Raw genomic sequence first — 19066 nt, forward strand, 5'->3', positions numbered from 1 at the left:
ATGGGGCTTGGAGGGCGAGGCGCCGGCGGGGAAGGAGCCGGCCGGCGCCTCGCCCTCCAAGCCCCATCCCTACCTCGTCGGCCGCAACGCCGCCGACGCCGAGGACTGCTCGATCTGCGGTCTCCCGATGCGGAACGCAGCCGACTACCGCGAGCACCTCGACGCCGTCCATCGAACGGGGCCCGAGGCCGAGCAGGCCGTCGGGCGGAGGCCGTAGGCGACCCTCGCGCCGAAGCCCGGTATGGCCCTGTCCGCCAAGCATCTCGAGCCGACACCGCTGCACAGTGTCGGCATCGGCCCCACCGTGGATGCGACGAGCATCCTGTCGATCCACGTCTTCCTGCTGTTCTGCATCCCGGCGTCGCTGATCTTCGCCCCCCTCGGCGCGCCGGGGACGCCGGCCGGGATCCTCGCCGTCGGCTGCCTGGCCTGGTGGACCGTGTGCTCGGTCGGCCCCGAGCTGACCCGGTTCCACGGGCTCCAGCCGATCCGCGGGGCGATGTACGTGTTCGCCGCCGTGGTGCTCCTCAGCTACGTCGGCGCGGCGGTGGACCCGCCGGCGGCCGTGGAGCTACGGGCCGCCGACCGGGGGCTCATCGCCCTGCTGGCGTGGTGCGGCGTGACGCTCGCCGCCGCCGACGGGCTGGTCAACGTCGACCGGCTGACCAAGCTGATGCGGGCGATCGTGCTGGGCGGTGCGTTCGTGGCGGGCCTCGGCATCATCCAGTTCGCCACCGGGTTCGACATCGCCAGCTACATCCGGGTCCCGGGGCTGACCCCCAACGCCGAGCTGGCCTTCATCGGGTCGCGGTCGACCTTCCGGCGCGTCGCCGGGACAACCAACCACCCGATCGAGTTCGGCGTCGTCCTCGCCCTCGTCCTGCCCCTGGCGATGCACTTCGCCTTCGCCGACGCCAGCCGCCGCAAGGCTCGGGACGTCATCGCCGTGGCGTTGATCGCCACCGCCATCCCGATGTCGGTGTCGCGCTCCGCCGTTCTCGGGCTCGCGGTGGGGTGGGCCGTCGTCGTCTTCGCCTGGCCGCGCCGCCAGCAGCTGACGGCCCTCGCCCTCGTGCCCGTCTTCCTCGTCGCCATGCGCCTCGTCGTCCCCGGGCTCCTCGGCACGATCAGGAGTCTCTTCGTCAACCTGTTCACCGACCCCAGCGTCACGGGGCGAACTGACGACTACGCCGTGCTCGGCGACTTCGTGGCCCACAACCCGTGGTTCGGGCGGGGGCTGTACACCTTCCTGCCCGACCGCTACATCACCCTCGACAACCAGTACCTCCTCCAGCTGGTCGAGACCGGCGTGTTCGGCCTGGCCGCCCTCGTCGGGCTGTTGGTGACCGGCGTGTGCTGCGCCCGCGGCGCCCGCCGCCGGTTCGCGGACGACTGGTCGAGGAGCCTGGCCCAGGCGGTGGCGGCGTCGATCGCCGCCAGCATGGTCACCTTCGTGACGTTCGACGCCCTCGCCTTCCCCATGGCGACCGGCATGACGTTCCTGATGCTCGGCATCTCCGGCGCCCTGTGGCGGATGGCGAGGTCGTCCGCCGGCTGGTGACTCAGCTCTCCTCCGCCGGCCCCGTCCGCGCCCGGCGACCGGGCCGCACCCGGTCGGCCACCCAGGTCACCAGCGGGTTCCTCGGGACGAAGGTCACGAGATAGGCGACCCCGCCCGCCGCGCCGGCGACGACCAGCCGGGGGACGACGCCCGGTACGAGTGGCACGGCGGCGACGGCCGCGGCCGTTGCGGCCGCACCCGAGAGGAGGGGGCGCACGGCCTGACGGCCGAGGTCGACGGGCCGGACCCCGGACCGGCGGGCGTCGAGCAGCAGCAGGGGCAGCACCACCACGCCGGCCACCAGGACGTGGGCGACGCCGACACCCCGCAGGCCGTCCGCCTCGGCGCCGACGACGAGGGCGGGAACGACGGCCACCAGCCACACGGAGCGCACCGCCAGCGCCGTCCGCGGCCGCCCGTCGGCGATGGTGAGGTCCACGAGCAGGTCCATGACGATGCGCATCCCGCCCAGGATGAGCAGGAACCGCAGCGGGGTGGCGGCCGGGGCCCACTTCTTGCCGTAGAGGAACTCGATGACCTCGGGGGCGAGGACGGCCAGCGTCGTCACCATCGGCACGAGGACGGCGATCGCCACCCCGATCGCCCGGGGGATGGCGGTGGCGAGGCGCGACCGGTCCTCGGCCAGGCGGCTGAACCCGGCGAACGCCACGCGCGCCACCGCGGTGGTGATGATGTTGGCGGGCCAGCTGGAGAGGTTGAAGGCGAGGAGGTAGACGCCCAGGTCCTCCGCTCCGAGGGTGCGGCCGACCACGATGTAGTCCACGTTGAGGACGGCCTGCGCCACCACGGCGCTCAGGGCGAGCGGCGCGCCGAAGCGGACCAGGGCGACGGCGTCGGCGCGGTCGTAGGACGGCCGGACCCGGAACGGCGCCGAGATGAAGACGATGGCGGCGACGACGACGGCGGTGACCACGCGCCCGGCCACGATGCTCCACGGCCCCGCCCCGGCCAGGGCCAGGCCGATGGTGACCGGTACCCCAGCGAAGAACCCCCCCAGCTCGGCCAAGGCCAGGCGGTCGTTGCGGAACTCGCGCACGATCACCGCCTGCGGCACGGCCGACCACCCGTCGACGAGGATGGCGACGGCGATGACGCGGACCATGTTCGTCGCCTCCGGTGACCCCATCGCCTCGGCGAACGCCGGCGCAGCGGCGAAGGCGGCCGCGAAGACGAACGCGCTGAAGACGAGTGACACCGTGGCCGCCGTCCCTGCGACCTTGCGGACGTCACCCTGCCACCGGATGATCGCCGAGATGATCCCCAGGTCGTTCACGACGATGAGCAGGTTGATGGCGACGAGGGCGACGGCGTAGACGCCGAAGTCCTCCTTGGTCAGCAGCCGGGCGAGGACGAGCCCGACGCCGAGGTTGAAGACCCGCCCGAGGATCTGCGCCAGCGTGCTCCAACCGAGGGCCCGGGTGACGGACGACCCGAGGGACCTCGGCGGCGCCTGTTGCTCGTCCGTGGAGGTCATGGTCCCGGGGTGGACCGGGGGGCGAGGGCCCCCCGCCTCCCCCGAACCCGGGCCCGGGCGGCCAACTTGACCTCGCCGCCGATGTGCCGCCAGTGGGGGAGGATGTAGGCGCTGGCCGCCGCCGCCGCGCAGCGGGCGGCAGCGGCCGCCGGGAGCCCCGACCGGCGGGCCGCCCGCACCAGCGCGGCGCCGACGTTGAGCTGTGGGAACTGCGCCCCCCCGCCCCCCGCGGTGTCGAACCATGCCGCCTGGTCCTCGAAGCGGAGGCTGGCCACCAGCGGCCGCTGCGCGTGGTAGCGGCGCAGGAAAAGTGTCTCGGGCACCTGCACGAACCGCCCGCGCATGGCCATCTCGGCGAGGAAGACGATGTCGGCCGCCACGTACGGGCCGATGAGATCGGTGGACCGGGCCACGGCCGTGCGCATCACCCCGAACACCGGGTGCCACTCGAAGCGGTTCTCGAGGAGCTGGCCGACCCGCTCCCACGGTACCGGCGAGGTGACGGCCAGGGCCGAGTCGTCGACCGCACGGATGCGCTCGCCGTGCTCGTCGATGAGGTCGCTCCTCGGGAAGGCGATGACGGTGCCCGGTCCTTCGGCGTCCAGGGCGTTCACGCAGGCGCTCACGAACGTGGGTCGGCACACGTCGTCGGCGGCGGCCCACTTGAACAGCGTGCCCCGGGCCTCGGCCACGAGGCGGTTGTAGTTCCAGGCCGCCCCCCGGTTGCGGTCGCTGGTGAGGAAGCGGACCCGAGGGTCGCGGGCGGCCAGGTCGCGGCAGCACTCCAGGGTGGCGTCGGTGGAGGCGTTGTCGGCGACGAGGATCTCCAGGGGGTCGTGGTCCTGGGCGAGCAGCGAAGCCAGCGACTCGGCGACGAACGGCTCCCCGTTGAAGACCGGCATCCCGAGCGTGACCAGCTCGCTCATCGGGCCCACGGCTCCGTGACCACCTCGGCGTCCACGCCGAGGCGGGACAGCATGGCGCCGATCTCGTCCCGGTACAGCGGATTGAGCACGACGACGGCACGGGGGCGCAGCGGGGCCAGCGCCTCGGGCCCGACGACCTCCTGGCCGGTCACGGGCACGTGGCGCCCGTGCTTGCGGGGGTTCACGTCCACGACCGCCGCCACGTCGCCGGTGCCCTCGACGGTGGCGAGGAAGGACACGCCCTTCGACCCCGCACCCCACAGGGCGACGGGGCCCCGGCCGGCCAGGTCGGCCAGCCGCTCGGACCAGCCGGCACGCAGGGCTGCGGCACGGTCGACGAAGGCGGCGGCCGTCCCGGCGAGCTCGGCGAGGTCGGGCCCGGCGTCGACGGGGGCCGGGGGCGCTCCGCCGGTGGACGCCTCGACGGCGAGGTACTGCCCTCCGAACGGGGTCGCCAGGCGGGTGACCGACAGCCCGGCGTCGGCCATCAGGCGGGCCAGCGCCGGCGCCGTGAAGTGGAGCGGGTGCTCGTAGATGAGGTCCCACAGGGCGATGCGACGCAGCAGGTGGGCACCGTCGGGCACCTCGACGTAGAAGCCGACGGCGCGGCCGGGTGGGATGGCGGCGCAGAGGTCGCCGAGGACCCGGGCAGGGCTGGACAGGTGCTCGAACACGTGGCGGGCGCACACCAGGTCGGCGTCGGGGAAGTCCCTCGTCGGGAGGAGCGCGCGCTCGAAGTGGAGCTCCGGGCGGGCCGGCGCCTCGCCCGCGTAGCTCGGGTCGTAGCCGATGCCCCGGCCCGCCCCGGCGTCGCACAGCATGGCCAGGAAATCCCCCTTGCCCGAGCCGATCTCGAGCACCGTCCGGCCGGCCAGGCCGTGGCGCTCGACCAGGTCGGCCGCCAGCTCGGTGGCGAACTCCTGGAACCGGGGGGAGAAGTGCAGCGAGTTCTCGTAGGCCGGCGAGTACTGCACGATCGACTCGTCGAACGAGGCGTTCCACAGCAGCCCGCACGCCGGGCACAGCACGAGGTCCACGGCGCCCGTCGGCGCCCGTCGCGCCTCCTCGGCCGTGGGCAGCAGGACGTTGCAGAGCACGGGCACGCGGTCGGCCGAGAAGACGGTGTCGCCGGCCGGCTCCCCGCACACCGGGCAGCGGTCGAGAGGGCGGTAGCGTCGGCCGGTCACCGCGGGGAGTTCGGTCGCAGGGAGGGAGGGCGATGGGTGGGTGGTTGCGCCGCCGCCTCGGCGCCACGCCGTCGTCGGTGACCGTGCGCGGGGGCGTCGGGGAGGGGCTCGCCATGGGCACCGCCCACTCGAGTGCCGACTACGCCGACGGCACCAACGAGCTGCCCGTGCAGGAGGTGGTGCGCGACAGCCTGGCACCCGGCGGCGTGTTCTACGACGTGGGTGCCAACGTGGGGTTCTTCGGCCTCATCGCGGCCCGGATCGTCGGCCGCGCCGGCGCCGTGTACGCCTTCGAGCCGCTTCCCCACGTCGCCGCCGAGGCGCGGGCCAACGCCGACCGGAACCGACTCGCCAACGTGGAGGTCCTGGAGGTCGCAGCGGGGGACCGTGAAGGCACCGCCTCCCTGGTCCTCACGCGGCACCCGGGCGGCGCCACGCTGTCGGAGGCCGACGTGGGCGACGACGCCGTCGGCCGCGTCACCGTGCGCACCGTGCGCCTCGACGACCTGGTGGCCGCCGGGACCATCCGGCCGCCGGACGCGGTGAAGATCGACGTCGAGGGCGTGGAGCTGGAGGTGATCGACGGCCTGCGCCGGACCATCGCGGAGTGCCGTCCGGTGATCGTCTGCGAGCTGGACGCCGCCACCCGGGCGCGGGCCGACGAGAAGGTGCGCGGCGCCGCCGAGGCCCTCAGCGGTCTCGGGTACGACGTGCGCCGCCTGCCGTCGTCCTACGAGGGCAGCGGCTGGCACGTCGTGCACGTCGTGGCCCGGCCCGCCTGACCGGGCGGCCGTCCTCACCGCGTCCCCGGCGCCCGGCCGACGGGAGGCAGGTTGGCCCGCCGGTAGGCGGCGGGCATGGCGACCACGGCGGTGGACGGGACCAGGTGGTCGACCAGGCCGCGGTCCAGCCGGTCGCCGTCGAGGGCCTTGCGGGGGACCTCCACCTGCTCGGGCAGGTAGTCGGCCACCGGCACGTTGTCGGCCTCGAACGACGGCGAAGGGAACCGCCGGCGGTACACGAGCGTGCCGTCGTGCTCCTCGACCAGCCGCAGCAGCGGGTTCACGCCCAGCGGGCCGCAGGCGTGGGGCCACTCGCCGGCCGAGCCCCAGTCGCGCCCGTCGCCGGCGTGGGCGGCGCCGGCCAGCAGGGTGACGGTGGGCGACGTCGAGACGTCGCCGGCGTCGTCCCCGTCCATGCCGAGGCCGGCCAGGTACCGGGCCAGCACCCGGTCGTCGGCGAACACCCGGTGGGGGAGGTCGCCGGCGAGCGCCCCCCAGCCGTCGGGCGACAGAGGCATGCCGGCGTAGACGTGGCGACCGAGGGAGCTCTTGACGGCGGCGAAGGCGAGGGTCCCGCCGGGAGCCAGCACGCGGGCTGCCTCCCGGGCGACCGCCCACTTGCCGGCGACGAACGACAGCACGTCGGAGGACAGCACGAGCCCGAAGCAGGCGCCCGCCAGGGGCAGGGCGGCCGCGTCGGCGCACACGAACCGGCCGCCGCCGGCGATGCCGGCGGCGGCCCACAGCTCGAACAGCGACAGGTCCACGCCCACGGTGCGCCCGTCCCCGAAGCGCTGGTCCAGCCACCACGTGAGGTGGCCCACGCCGCAGCCCAGGTCCAGCACCGGGCCGCCGGCACCGGCCGCCTCGGCGGCGGCGAGGGCCACGAGGTGGCGCGGGGTGCCGACGCGGGCGTTGAAGTAGTGCACGGCCTCGGGGTTGCGGCCGCCCCAGCCCGAGAAGCCGAGGCGCACGAGGGCGAACGGGTCGGCCGCCGCCGCGTCCAGGAGCGGCGTGAGCGCCGCCCGGAGGCGATGGCGGTCGCGTCGGGCCAGGGCGCGCCCCGGCGCCGCGCCCCCGGGCACCACCTCGAGGGCGGCGGCCAGCCGCCCGAGGCGGGAGGGGTCGAGCTGGCGCACCAGGGCGGCGGCGGCGGCGTCGGCGGGAAGGCCCTGGCGGACCAGCGCCACCGACTCGTCGTGCCCGGGGAGGAGCACGGGAACGCCCGCCAGGACGGGGTACTCCGCCGCCTCGCTGCGGAGCACGCCGTAGCGCACGTGGTCGCCGTCGCGCTCCAGGACGTCGAGGGAGAGGGCCCCGCCGGTGGCGGGGCACCGGAGGAGGCCGAGGAGGTCCGATCGCACGTCAGTCCGTCCTGGCGCGCCGGAGGGCCCGGAAGGAGTTGACGGCGGAACCGGTGTCGTTCCCCCACTCCTCGTTCACGATGATGCCGACCCGCTCGATGCGGATCGGGGACGTGGAGGGGTACACGTCGGTGACCGCCCGCTGGAGGACGGGCCGGCCGTCGTGCCACGCGAGGAACCGGTGCCCGTCGAAGGCGACCCGCAGGCGGCTCGGCTCCCCGTGGCGGACCGACGCCAGCAGCGACCACACGGCGTCGTACATGTCCTCGTGCCCGCCCAGGTGGTAGAAGGTCGACACGGAGGCGCCCTCGTACACGTCGTCGAGGAACAGGTTGGCGATCACGTGGTTGTCGGCGTCCTGCCAGAACACGAGGCCGACGCGGCAACCCTCGCCCTGGTGGCGGGCCGTCCCGGGCGGCACCACCTCGATCTCCACGTCGGCGCACGACGGGTCCTCCCAGTCGACGGTGTAGATCGTGCGGTCGGGGTTGGGCGACTCCCTGGTCGCCCTGACCCGCGCCGCCCCATCGGCGGGCAGCTCGATGGTGCCCGGCCCGCACGTCCGTTCCCACCGGATGCCGCCGCTCGGCGTTGCGATGCCGTGGAGGTCGTCGGCCACGGCGTCGAAGCGCTCGTCGACGACCACCGTGTCGCCGGAGCACGTCCAGGCCGGTCCCACCTGCAAGGCGGTGGGCATGGGGATCTCGCGGAGGTGCGCCTCGACGTCGCGGGCCCGGGCGTCGCCGGCCACCTCCAAGCCGACCCCGGTGGCCGCGGCGTCGCGGCCGTCGGTCACCCAGTCGCCGAAGACGAGGACCCCGTCGACGTGGACGCCGATCGTCCTGCCTTCGTCGGTGACCTGGAGGCCGACCTCCCGTCCGGCCGCCAGGCGCACGTCCGGTGCCGTGGCCACCGTCTCCACGGCGCCGTCGACCACGCGCACGAGCGACGCGCCGGTGGCGCCGACCCGGGCGATCCAACGCGCGCGGCCGGCGGCCCGGAACACCAGGCCGGCCGAGCCGGCGCCTCCCGGCGAGGTGACGACGGCGTGGAGGAGGCCCACGGGCGCGTGCGCCTCGGCGTGCGCCTCACCCGTCCCCGTGGCGCCGGCCGCCGTGCGGGTGAGCGATCCCGTGACGCGCCACGAGCCCCCGGTCTCGGGGGCCGCCACCTCCACGTCGCCGCTCCCGGTGAGCCGGTCGGCGACGGAGGCGGAGCCGTACCAGCGGGCCCACGGCTCGACGACCTCGGCGCACACCGCGCCCACCCGGGTGTCGACCCGGTAGCCGACCTCGCCGAGGATGCGCTGCTGCACGCCGGCGTAGACGTCCGGCGCGGCGTCGTGGCGGTCGATGGCGAGCGGGCGCAGGTACGGCTCGTCGCCCAGGCCGACGGCGCCCGGCGTCGTCATGGCGTAGTAGGCGGCGCCTCGCTCGCGCAGTGACACCACGTAGACGATGTCGAGGTTCTGGACGCCGAGCGCCGCTCGGAACGGCTGGTGCCGCACGGCCGCCCACAGCTCGCCGTTGTGGCAGTTGGCGGCGTGCATGACGAAGGCGTTGCCGTGGACGAGCGGCTCGGCGGGCGCCTCCGACCCGAACCACCCGACGGCCAGGTTCTCGAAGTGCAGGGGGCGGCGGAACCTCCCCCGCCGGGCGTCTCCCAGCACCCGTCGGAGGCGTTTCCAGCCCGAGTCCGGGAAGTAGAAGGTCTGCGAGGAGTTGTGCCCGTTCAGGACCCGGGCCGCCATGGTGAGGCCGGGAACACGGGGGTACGGGCCGTACACGACGCCCTGGCGGCCCCACCCCGGCCGTGCCAGGGGGCGCAGGCGGAGCCGACCGTGGTCGATGCCGACGAGCCCCTCGGCGTCCACGCCGCCCCGGCGTACGCCGGTGGGGGCGACGGACCCAACCACGGTGCCGGCCGGGCGGTCGTCCCCGAAGTCGTCGCAGAACCCGACGTCGGTCGAGGGCCGGGTGGCCGTCACCGTGCCGGGCCCCCGAAGGGCACGAAGACCTCGACGGGCGCGAGGAACAGCGACAGCAGGTCTTCGTCCATCACCGCCCAGTTGCGCTCTCCCGTGAGGTTGGTGGTCTGGCTCCGGTACTGGGCCAGGGCCGCTCGCTTGGCCGCCAGGTGCTCGTCGGTCCGCACCGACACCGTCCTCAGCCGGCTGGCGCGGACGGGATCGCCAAGGTAGCGCCGGATCGACCCCTCCCCGTCCGGGCCCGTCCCCCACGGGCCGTCCACCCAGAACCAGATGGGGAACTCGAGGACGCGCGAGGCGCGACCGGCGGCCCGCACGGCGGCCGCCGTGGCCGCGCTGACCGCCTGGTGGTCGACGTGCCAGTCGGAGCGGTAGGTGGTCAGGACGTCGTCGGGGCGGACCTCGTCGAGGATCGTGGCCAGCATGGCGGTGACGGCGTCGTGGCGGGCGGCGACGCTCCCCTCCTCCAGCTCGAGGAGGCGGAGGTCCCGCGCCTCGACGCCCAGGCGGGCGCACGCCGCCCGCACCTCCCCGGCGCGGACGGCGGCCAGGTCGTCCGGCGAGAGGACCTCCGAGCGGTGGGACAGCCGCCCGTCGGTTACCACCACCACGACGACGCGCGTGCCCGCGGCCCGCTTGCGGGCGATGGTGGCGCCGCAGCCCAGCGTCTCGTCGTCGGGGTGGGGGGCCACGACCACGGCGCTGCGGGCGGCCGCCCCCGCCGTCTCGTCGACGGAGCGGGCGAGCACGGCCCGCCGCCACACGCGGCGGATGACCGGCTTGGAGGCGCGCGCCGCCCGGCGGGGTGCGGACGCCGCCAGTTCGCGGGCCGTCGTCACGGGCGGGCGGCCTCCACCACGTCGTCGCAGGCCAGCGCCGCCGACATGCCGCGGGGGAGCACGGGCACGTCGACCCGCTCGCCGGGAGCGCACGCCGCCGCCGACGTGGCCAGGGCCTCGTCCCACGCCGGGCCCTCGTCCCGGTCGTTGTGGGACGGGAGCCCGACGACCCAGCAGGCGGCGACGACGGCCAGCGCGGCTGCGGTCGTGCGGTCGAGGGCCGCCCCGTCGAGGACGACGACCAAGGCGGCCGTCGCCAGCAGGGCGGGGGCGAAGGCGTAGCGGGGTGCCGAGATGCCGCTCAGGGCGACGGGTGCCACGAAGTACGCCACGCTCACCCCGCCCAGGGCGGCGAGCAGGGCCGCCCGTTCGCCCACGACGCGGCGGCGCACCCACGCCACGACGGCCACGCCGGCCACCACGACGGCGGCCACCGCCACGCCCCGGGCGGACAGCCCGCTCTCGCCCACGAACCGGTCGCCGGCCAGCCCCCGCCCGAACACGTCGACCACGTAGCGGAACGGCAGGAGGGCGACCTCGGCCTCCTCGCCCAGCTGGCGCTGCCCGGTGGCGCCCACGACGCCCACCACCTGCACGACGGCGGACGCCCCGAACGCCACGACGGCGGCGTCCGCCCGCCGGCCGGCGGCGACCACCCGGAGGGCCACCAGGGGCGCCAGCACCAGGGCGAAGGGGTCGCTCAGGACGGCGGCGGCCACCACCGAGGCGGAGACGGCCGCCTCCCAACGCGACGGTGGCTTCCACACGACCGCCCAGAAGGCGGCGTAGAGCAGGTACCAGTGGAGGTTGGCGACGTTGGCGAGGATCTCCGTCCCGGCCAGCGGCGACACGAGCAGGGGCGCCGCGCAGGCGACGCGTCCCCAGAGGGACCGCACGTGGGCCGACGATGCCCGGAACACGAACACCGCGCAGGCGGCCGCCACCCCGGCGGCGATGACGGCGAACCCCGTGTCGGCCGCCCGGAGGGGGAGGGCCGACACGGCGGCCGCCGCCAGGCGGGGGACGAGGTGGAGGTAGCCGGCGAAGGGCTCGAAGAGCGACCCGCCGAGGCCGAGGTCGCGGGCCTGGGCCAGGAAGACGGACCCGTCCTCCGCCCACACCGTGTCCGTGGCGCCCGGTCCCTGCTGGCGGCCCAGCACGACGGCGGCGCCGGCGACCACGGCGGCGAGCGACACGCCGACGGTGCGCGCCGTCACCCGGGCCGGCCCCGAGGGGCGGATCACGTCACCGGCGACCCGGGTCAGCGACGGGCGGGCCAGCGGCCGGGGGGCGACGGCGGGTTCAGCGCCCGTCGCCATGGGTCTGCTTCCACCACTCGTAGGTGCGCCCGAGGCCCTCCTCCAGCGCGACGGTGGGCTCCCACCCGAGAAGCTGGCGGGCCCGCGAGATGTCCGGCACGCGCCGGCGGGTGTCGGCGAACCCGGGCCCGTAGTAGCTCTCGTACGAGGTGGGCTGGACGGGTGACGTCGACCCCACGTGGTCGCGGATCATCTCGGCCAGCTGGAGGATGGTCGTCTCCCGCGGGTTGCCGAGGTTGACGACCTTCCCGTCGGCCGCGTCGCCCAGTCCCGCCAGCAGGGTGCCCTGCACGGTGTCGTCGACGTAGGTGAAGCAGCGGCTCTGGCCGCCGTCGCCGTGGACGGTGAGGGGCTGGCCGGCGAGGGCCTGGCGCAGGAAGTTGGCCACGACCGAGCCGTACCCTCGCGGGTCCAGCCGGGGGCCGTAGCTGTTGAAGTAGCGCACGATGACCACCGGCAGGCCGTGGGCGTGGTACGCCAGGGCGAGGTGCTCGTCGATCGCCTTGGCCGTCGAGTACGACCACCGGTGCACGGTGGTGGGCCCGAGGACGCGGTCGTCGTCCTCGTGCATGGGGATCTTGGCGGTGTGGCCGTACACCTCGGAGGTCGACGCCACCAGCACCTTGCGCCAGTACCGGAAGCACGACGCCAGCACGTGCTCGGTCCCCTTGGTGTTGACGAGCAGCGACTCCAGGGGCGACTCGACGATGTGGCGCACGCCCACGGCGGCGGCCAGGTGGAACACCAGATCGGCCCGCTCCACCTCCCGGTCGACGAGGTCGGCGTCGAGGATCGACCCGTTGATGAACCGGATCTCGGCCAGCCGGGGCTTGATGTTCCGGGCCCGGCCGGTGGTGAGGTCGTCGAGGACGGTGACGTCGTGGCCCTCGTCGCACAGCCGGTCCACCAAATGCGACCCGATGTACCCGGCACCGCCGGTGAGCAGGATCCTCATCCCGGTCTCCCTCCCCGCCGCGTGGCGAGCACCTCGTCGTACACCTCTTCGAACGTCCGTGCCACGGCGTCGGCCGGGAAGCGCCGCTCCACCGTCGCCCGCCCGGCGCGCCCGAGGGCGGCGCCCAACGAGGGGTCGGCGAGCACCTTCTGCACGGCCGCCACCAGGCCGGGCACGTCGCCGCGAGCGACGAGCAGGGCCGACTCGCCGTCGGCGGCGAACTCCTCGACGGCGGGCAGGCGGAAGGAGACCACGGGCCTGGTGGCTGCCATGGCTTCCAGCACAGCCAGCCCGAAGCCCTCCGACTCCGACGCGAAGACGAACACGTCGGCCAGGGACAGGATCTCGGGGACGTCGTGGCGGTTGCCCAGCAGTCGCAGGGCGCCGGTGACGCCCAGCTGGGCGGCGCGCGCCTCGACGGCCGGGCGCTCGCTCCCGTCGCCCACCAGCACGAGGGTGGCCGCCGGCTCGGCGTCGAGCACGGCCCGGAACGCCTCCACCAGGTGGAGGTGACCCTTGCCCGGGACCATGCGGCTCACGTTCACCAGCACCGGGCCGCTCCCGAGCCGGAGGGTGGCGCGCAGGCCCGCACCGGCCGCCCGTTGCGCGGCGCCCTCGAAGCGGTCGACCGGGATGGCCTGGCGCAGCACGGTGATCGGTTGGGCGACGAGCGGGCGGAACAGGCGGGCCACGTCCGCCGACTCGGCCACGTAGTGGGCGACGGTCCGCCGCTCGACGGCGTCGCGCGCCGCCCCCAGGGCCACCCCGCGGAGGCGGCGGGGGGCCGACGCGCCGGGCGGGATCTTGGCGCCCAGGTGGACCCACTCGGCGTGGAGGTGCCCGACCACGGGCACGCCCGTGCCGAGCGACGCCAGCTGGGCGAGCTTGCGGTCCTCGTCGGAGTGCACGTGCACCACGTCCGACCGGCGGACCCGCCGGCGCAGCTCGGCGACGGTGCGGGGCGACGGCGGCGAGGGCAGCAGCTCGGGGGGCGAGCCGGCCTCGGCGTAGGCGGGCGCCAGCTCGGCGGCCGGGTGCAGCTGCACGACGCCCACCTCGAAGCGGGCGCGGTCGGCGTGCCGCAGGTGGTTGAGCACGATGGTCTGCCCGCCCCCGATGGCGAGGTCGGGGAGCACGTGCAGCACCCGGGCGCGACCGGCGGTCATGGTCAGACCGCCTCGACGCGCGGCGACAGCCCGAGGGCGGCCAGCTGGCCGGTGATCTCCTCCACGTAGGCGGGGTTCATCACGACCACCAGGTCGGGGGGGCGGTCCACCAGGGCGTCGGGGGCGACGATGGGGTGGCCCGTCCCCGCCATGAACATGCCGGCCTTGTAGGGGTTGATGTCCACGGCGGCATCCACGTTGGCGCCGATGCCGGGTGCGTTGAGGAACGCCACGCCCTTGGACCCGGCGCCCCAGATCACGACCCGCCCGCCGCCTCCCGTGACCTCGGCCGTGGCCCCCGCCCACCGGGCGACCTGCTCGGCGTAGCCGGCGGCGAAGCGCTCGACCGACGGCACCATGGCCCGGGCGTCGAACGGCACCGGGCTGGTGGTGGGACCGGTGGCGGGCCTGGCCTCCAGCAGCAGGTACTGGTCGTCGTACGCGTAGGACACGTCCACCACCTCGAAGCCCGACCGGGCGAAGAGCGAGGCCAGCGAGGCGGCCGTGAAGTAGGAGCAGTGCTCGTAGTACACGTCCCAGAAGGCGACCTCGTCGAGCACCCGCTGCACGTCGGGCAGCTCGAAGAGGACCACGGTGCCGAGCCGGTCGCCGATGGTGCGCCGCAGCATGGAGACGAACCGGCCGACGGGTGCGATGTGCTCCAGGGTGTGCCGGCAGACGATGGCGTCGGCGGCCAGGTGGGCGTAGCGCTCCGAGTAGAAGTCGACGATCCACGAGAGCCGGTCCGCCCACCGGGGGTCGATGCGGCCGGGATCGGTGCCCGGGTCGATGCCCGTGCCGCGGCCGAGCCCGGCCTCGGCCATGTGGACGAGGAACTCGCCCTTGCCGCACCCGATCTCCAGCACGGTCCGGTCGTGGAGCCCGTACTCCTCCACCCACCGCTTGGCCAGCGATCGGCTGAACTCGGCGAACCGCGGCGAGAACGCCTGCGTCTCCTCGTAGCGGCCCGAGTACTCGGCCCGCGAGGGGTCGAAGGCGGTGTTGGACACGAACCCGCACGACGGGCAGAACGCCAGCTCGAGGTCCCCGCGCGGGTGGGCGAGGGCCTCGTCCCGGGCGGGGAGGAGCAGGCAGCTGTTGGTGGGGATGCCGCGCTGGGAGTGGAACGCCTCCTGGCCGCCGGCCCCGCACGACGGGCAGGGCGCGCTCACACGACCTCCACCGAGGGGATGGGGACGATCCAGCGGCCGCCCTGCTCGGCGTACGCCGCCTGCTGGTGGACGATCTCGCGCCGGAAGTTCCACGCCAGGATCACCGTGTAGTCGGGCCTGCGCTCCGCCAACGCCTCGGGGCCGGTGATCGGGACGTGGACGCCCGGCATGTACAGGCCGTGCTTGTGCACGTTGCGGTCGACGATGAAGTCCAGCAGGTCGCTCCCGATGCCCGTGTAGTTGAGCAGGATGGTCGCCTTGGCCGCCGCGCCGTAGCCGGCCAGCCGGGCGCCCCCGTCCTTGAGCCCCCGCAGCAGCGCCACCAGCTCGTCCCTGATGCCCTCCACCCGGGCGGCGAAGTCGCGGTAGAACGCGGGCCGGCCGACGCCCCGCCTCCGCTCCTCGGCGAGGTACCCCCGTACGGCGTCCGTCGGCTCCTCCCGCTTGGCGATGTGCCAGCGCAGCGTGCCCCCGTGGAGGTCGGGGAAGTACTCGACGTGGTTGAGGAACAGGCCGTGGCGGCGCACGAGGGTGTCCACCGAGGTGCACGAGAAGTAGCAGAAGTGCTCGTGGTAGATGGTGTCGAACTCGCCGTGGTCCACCAGGTCGCGCACGTACGGGTTCTCCACGGTGATGAGCCCGTCGTCGGCCAGCAGGACCGCCATGCCGGCCACGAACCCGTTGAGGTCGGGCACGTGGGCCATCACGTTGTTGGCCACGATCACGTCCGCCCGCTTCCCCTCGGCGACGAGCCGGCGGGCCAGGTCGGTCCCGAAGAACTCCCGGAGGGTGGGGACGCCGGCCGCCTCGGCGGCGCGGGCGGGCTCGGGTGCGGGGTCGATGCCGAGGACGGGGACGCCGGCGGAGGCGAAGTTCTTGAGCAGGTAGCCGTCGTTGCTGGCCAGCTCGACGACCAGGCTCCCCGCCCCCAGGCGGCGCGACTCGACCAGGCCCATCGCGTGGTCGCGGGCGTGGCGCAGGAGGGCGTCGGAGAACGACGAGAAGTAGAGGTAGTTCTCGACGAACAGCTTCTCCGGCGGCACCTCCTCGAGGATCTGCACCAGCGCGCACTCCGGGCACACCGCCACGTCCAGGGGGTACCGGGGCTCGGGCTCCGACCGGGCCTCCTCGGTGAGGAAGGCGTCCGGGAGCGGCATCTTGCCGAGGGACAGGAAGACCTCGAGGGCCGTCCCCCCGCACGAGCGGCAGGTGGCTTCGGTGCTCACGGCGCGGCACTCGCCGGCGTGTCCGCGTCGGTCCACCGCAGGGTGTCGTCGAGGCGGCCCTCCTCCAGCAGGTGCATCACCCGGGCGATGCGCTGGAGGCGCCATCCGGTGAGGTCGTCCAGCGACAGGCCGTGCTCGAGGTAGGCGGCCAGCATCTGCTCGACGCCCCGGCGCACCGTCCAGGTGGGCCGGTAGCCCGGGATGGTGGACTCGATCCGCGCGCAGCTCACCCGGTAGTTGCGCAGGTCGGGCCCGGCGTCGTCGGCGAAGGTGATGCGCGATCCCGGGACGACGTCCTCGACGATGGCCGCCACGTCGCGGATCCGGTAGTTCTCCGCCGTGCGGCCCACGTTGAACGCCTGGCCGTGGACGAGGTCGAGCGGCGCCTCCAGCACGGCGCAGAACGCCAGCGAGATGTCCTCGATGTGCACGAGCGGGCGCCATGGCGTGCCGTCGCTCTTGAGGAACACCTCGCCGGTGGTGACGGCGTAGCCGACCAGGTTGTTGACGACCAGGTCGCCCCGCAGCCGCGACGAGTAGCCGTAGGCGGTGGCGTTGCGCAGGAAGGCGGGGGAGAAGCCGTCGTCGGCCAGCGCCAGCAGGTCGCGCTCGGAGTCGACCTTGGACACGCCGTACGGCGTCACCGGGTTGAACGAGGCCGACTCGTCCAGCATGCCGTCGCCCGCCGCGCCGTAGAGGCTGCACGACGACGAGAAAAGGAACCGGCGCACGCCCGCCGCCTTGGCCACCGTGGCGACGTGGGTCGTGCCCAGGTGGTTGATGCTGTCGGTGCAGGACGGGTTGAGGTTGCCGAGCGGGTCGTTTGAGATGCCGGCCAGGTGGATCACGGCGTCGAACCCGTCGAGGTCGGCCGCCGTCACGTCCCGGACGTCCTTGGCGATGGTCGGCACGTGCCCGGCGTCGGGCCCGTACTCGCAGCCGGCGAACAGGAACGAGTCGAGCCCCGTCACGTCGTGGCCCCGGCCGACCAGCATGGGCACCAGGGCGCGGCCGATGTAGCCGTCGTGGCCGGTCACGAGGACGCGCGTCATCTCCACACCTTCCAGGGAGGATTCGTGGCCCAGAGCGACTCGAGCAGCTTGCGGTCCCGGATCGTGTCCATGCACTGCCAGAAGCCGTGGTGCCTGTAGGCCATGAGCTGGCCGTCCTTGGCCAGCTGCTCGAGCGGCTCGCGCTCGAACTGGGTGTCGTCTCCCTCGATGTAGTCCATCACCTCGGGTTCGAGCACGAAGAAGGCCCCGTTGATCCACCCTTCCCCGACCTGGGGCTTCTCGGAGAACTCGGTGATGCGGTCGCCCTCCAGCCGGAGGTGGCCGAAGCGGGCGGGTGGGCGCACGGCCGTGACGGTGGCGAGCCTGCCGTGGGAGCGGTGGAACTCCAGCAGCTTGCCGAGGTCGACGGTCGAGACGCCGTCGCCCCACGTGAGCATGAACGTCTCGTTCCCGAGGTGTTCGCGCAGCCGCTTCACCCGTCCGCCGGTCGCCGTCGACTGGCCGGTGTCCACCAGGGTGACGGTCCAGTCGTCCCGCTCGATCTCGTGGGCCCGTACCTCGCCGCGGGCCAGCCGGACGGTGAGGTCGCCGGTGAGCGACGCGTAGTCGACGACGTACTTCTTGATGACCTCGCCCTTGTAGCCGAGGGCGATCACGAAGTCGTCGTAGCCGAAGTGGCCGTAGTACTTCATGATGTGCCAGAGGATCGGCATGCTGCCGATCTCGACCATGGGCTTGGGCCGGATCTCGGTCTCCTCGGCCAGTCGGCTGCCGAGGCCGCCGGCCAGGATCGCCACCTTCACCGCTGCTCCTCTCCATCGCCGGCCACGCCGGTGGCGGCCGACATGGCACCGCCCACGAGCCGGTCGTACACGCCGACGTAGGTCGCCGCCTGGTGGCTCCAGCCCAGGCGGTCGCGGATGCGGGCCGCCCCGACCTCGCCCATGGCACGCCGGCGGGCCGGGTCGTCGAGGAGGGCGCAGATCGCCTTGGCGAACGCCTGGGGGCCCTCCTCCTCCACGTAGACGGCGGCGTCGCCGGCGGACACGCGCGTCTCGGCGAGGTCGAAGGCGACGGCTGGTACGCCGAACGCCATGTACTCCAGCGTCTTGTTCATCGTCGACAGGTCGTTGAACGGGGTCCTCGGGTCGGGGGAGAGCCCGACGTCGGCGGTGGACAGCCAGCGGCGGATCATCCCGTCGTCGGCCCGGCCGGTGAACGTCACCCACCCGTCGAGCCCGAGATGGGTGGCGAGGTCCCGGAGGTCGTCGAGGCAGTCGCCGAAGCCGAGCAGGGCGAAGTGGCAGTCGGTGCGGCCCATCTGGTTGACCACGACGTCGGCCGCCCGCACCACGAGGTCGACGCCGTCCTGGGGGCCCATGACGCCCAGGTAGACGCACAGGTGGCGGCGGCCCGCCTTGAGCTCCGGCTCGGGCGCCTGGGGGTAGAGGCGGCGGGTGTCCGGGCCCGAGCGGACCACGGTGGTGCGCTCGGGCGGGATGCCTGCCCTCACCGTCGCCACCCGCCGGTAGGACTCGTTGGTCGACACCAGGTGGTCGGCCGAGCGGACGCTGGCCCGCTCCAGGGCGACGAGGGCCCGGCGCACGAGGGGGCGGGCGGCGGCGCCGAAGCGGGCGTCGTACACCTCCGGGCACAGGTCGTGGTGGTCGAACACGAACGACTTGCCGGCCCGCCGGTACAGCCGGGCCAGGAGCCAGTAGGTGTCGGGCGGGTTGCACGCCTGGATCACGTCGAAGCCGTCGCGGCGCAGGACCTTCAAGGAGAGGAGGGCGGTGCGCACCCAGCAGTAGGCGAACTCCCAGGCGAACCCGGCCAGGCCCCGGGCCTGGCGGGGCGGGGGGTACCGGTGGATGCGGACGCCGTCCAGCTCCTCGTAGGAGGCTTCGCCCGGGCCGGCGTGGCAGATCACCGACACGCCGTAGCCGGCGGCGACCAGCGCCTGGCACTCCAGCCACACCCGGCGGTCGAGGGGCACGGGGAGGTTCTGGACGATGACGAGGACGCGGCGCGGGCGGCTCATCCCGTCACCGGCCCCGCCCCCGGGACGCGGCGG

General features: G+C 74.3%; 17 protein-coding genes. 3 read left to right on the plus strand and 14 right to left on the minus strand.

Going from position 1 to position 19066, the window contains the following annotated elements; genetic code table 11:
* Positions 1 to 217: hypothetical protein (locus VM242_16080; protein ID HVM06675.1), on the plus strand; the 217-nt coding region annotated here is incomplete at its 5' end.
* A 24-nt stretch (positions 218 to 241) separates the two neighbouring features.
* Entirely contained in the window at positions 242 to 1561 is a 1320-nt protein-coding gene (locus VM242_16085) for an O-antigen ligase family protein (GenBank protein ID HVM06676.1), read from the plus strand.
* Position 1562: 1 nt separating this feature from the next.
* Here VM242_16085 and VM242_16090 read toward each other — a convergent pair whose 3' ends face one another.
* The 3 genes from VM242_16090 to VM242_16100 are packed head-to-tail and all read right to left on the minus strand — an operon-like array spanning position 1563 to position 5169.
* Entirely contained in the window at positions 1563 to 3056 is a 1494-nt protein-coding gene (locus VM242_16090) for an oligosaccharide flippase family protein (GenBank protein ID HVM06677.1), read from the minus strand.
* Positions 3053 to 3982 (minus strand): glycosyltransferase family 2 protein, encoded by a 930-nt coding sequence (locus tag VM242_16095; protein HVM06678.1) that lies wholly within the window; start codon positions 3980 to 3982, stop codon positions 3053 to 3055. Before VM242_16095 ends, VM242_16090 begins: the two co-directional genes overlap by 4 nt.
* Complete coding sequence (locus VM242_16100) at positions 3979 to 5169, minus strand: methyltransferase domain-containing protein (protein HVM06679.1); 1191 nt, start codon at positions 5167 to 5169, stop codon at positions 3979 to 3981. The genes VM242_16095 and VM242_16100 overlap by 4 nt, the downstream gene beginning before the upstream one ends.
* A 32-nt stretch (positions 5170 to 5201) precedes the next feature.
* On the opposite strand from VM242_16100, the gene VM242_16105 reads away from it, so the two are divergent.
* Positions 5202 to 5951 (plus strand): FkbM family methyltransferase, encoded by a 750-nt coding sequence (locus VM242_16105; protein ID HVM06680.1) that lies wholly within the window; start codon positions 5202 to 5204, stop codon positions 5949 to 5951.
* 14 nt (positions 5952 to 5965) lie between these two features.
* On the opposite strand, the gene VM242_16110 is transcribed toward VM242_16105, so the two are convergent.
* Genes VM242_16110 through VM242_16160 form a run of 11 tightly spaced genes read right to left on the minus strand, consistent with a single transcriptional unit; the run spans position 5966 to position 19033 of the window.
* Positions 5966 to 7315: a methyltransferase domain-containing protein gene (locus VM242_16110; GenBank protein HVM06681.1), complete on the minus strand. Its 1350-nt coding sequence runs from the start codon at positions 7313 to 7315 to the stop codon at positions 5966 to 5968.
* A 1-nt stretch (position 7316) separates the two neighbouring features.
* Positions 7317 to 9302 (minus strand): hypothetical protein, encoded by a 1986-nt coding sequence (locus tag VM242_16115; GenBank protein ID HVM06682.1) that lies wholly within the window; start codon positions 9300 to 9302, stop codon positions 7317 to 7319.
* Positions 9299 to 10141 carry a PIG-L deacetylase family protein gene (locus VM242_16120; protein HVM06683.1) on the minus strand — a complete coding sequence of 281 codons (843 nt, stop codon included), beginning with the start codon at positions 10139 to 10141 and terminating at the stop codon, positions 9299 to 9301. The genes VM242_16115 and VM242_16120 overlap by 4 nt, the downstream gene beginning before the upstream one ends.
* Positions 10138 to 11460, minus strand: coding sequence for a hypothetical protein (locus VM242_16125; protein ID HVM06684.1), 1323 nt, complete (start codon positions 11458 to 11460; stop codon positions 10138 to 10140). Before VM242_16125 ends, VM242_16120 begins: the two co-directional genes overlap by 4 nt.
* Positions 11444 to 12415 carry an NAD-dependent epimerase/dehydratase family protein gene (locus VM242_16130; GenBank protein ID HVM06685.1) on the minus strand — a complete coding sequence of 324 codons (972 nt, stop codon included), beginning with the start codon at positions 12413 to 12415 and terminating at the stop codon, positions 11444 to 11446. The genes VM242_16125 and VM242_16130 overlap by 17 nt, the downstream gene beginning before the upstream one ends.
* Positions 12412 to 13581 (minus strand): glycosyltransferase family 4 protein, encoded by a 1170-nt coding sequence (locus VM242_16135; protein HVM06686.1) that lies wholly within the window; start codon positions 13579 to 13581, stop codon positions 12412 to 12414. The genes VM242_16130 and VM242_16135 overlap by 4 nt, the downstream gene beginning before the upstream one ends.
* Positions 13582 to 13583: 2 nt before the next feature.
* Complete coding sequence (locus VM242_16140; GenBank protein ID HVM06687.1) at positions 13584 to 14753, minus strand: class I SAM-dependent methyltransferase; 1170 nt, start codon at positions 14751 to 14753, stop codon at positions 13584 to 13586.
* Positions 14750 to 15979, minus strand: coding sequence for a class I SAM-dependent methyltransferase (locus VM242_16145; protein HVM06688.1), 1230 nt, complete (start codon positions 15977 to 15979; stop codon positions 14750 to 14752). The genes VM242_16140 and VM242_16145 overlap by 4 nt, the downstream gene beginning before the upstream one ends.
* Positions 15976 to 17031 carry an SDR family oxidoreductase gene (locus VM242_16150; protein ID HVM06689.1) on the minus strand — a complete coding sequence of 352 codons (1056 nt, stop codon included), beginning with the start codon at positions 17029 to 17031 and terminating at the stop codon, positions 15976 to 15978. Before VM242_16150 ends, VM242_16145 begins: the two co-directional genes overlap by 4 nt.
* Positions 17028 to 17795: a glucose-1-phosphate cytidylyltransferase gene (gene rfbF / locus VM242_16155; protein ID HVM06690.1), complete on the minus strand. Its 768-nt coding sequence runs from the start codon at positions 17793 to 17795 to the stop codon at positions 17028 to 17030. The genes VM242_16150 and rfbF overlap by 4 nt, the downstream gene beginning before the upstream one ends.
* On the minus strand, positions 17792 to 19033 hold the full coding sequence (locus VM242_16160; protein ID HVM06691.1) for a glycosyltransferase family 4 protein: 1242 nt from the start codon (positions 19031 to 19033) through the stop codon (positions 17792 to 17794). The genes rfbF and VM242_16160 overlap by 4 nt, the downstream gene beginning before the upstream one ends.
* Between the last annotated feature and the right edge of the window lie 33 nt (positions 19034 to 19066).

This window comes from Acidimicrobiales bacterium, assembly GCA_035540975.1.
In the GTDB taxonomy this organism is placed as follows: domain Bacteria; phylum Actinomycetota; class Acidimicrobiia; order Acidimicrobiales.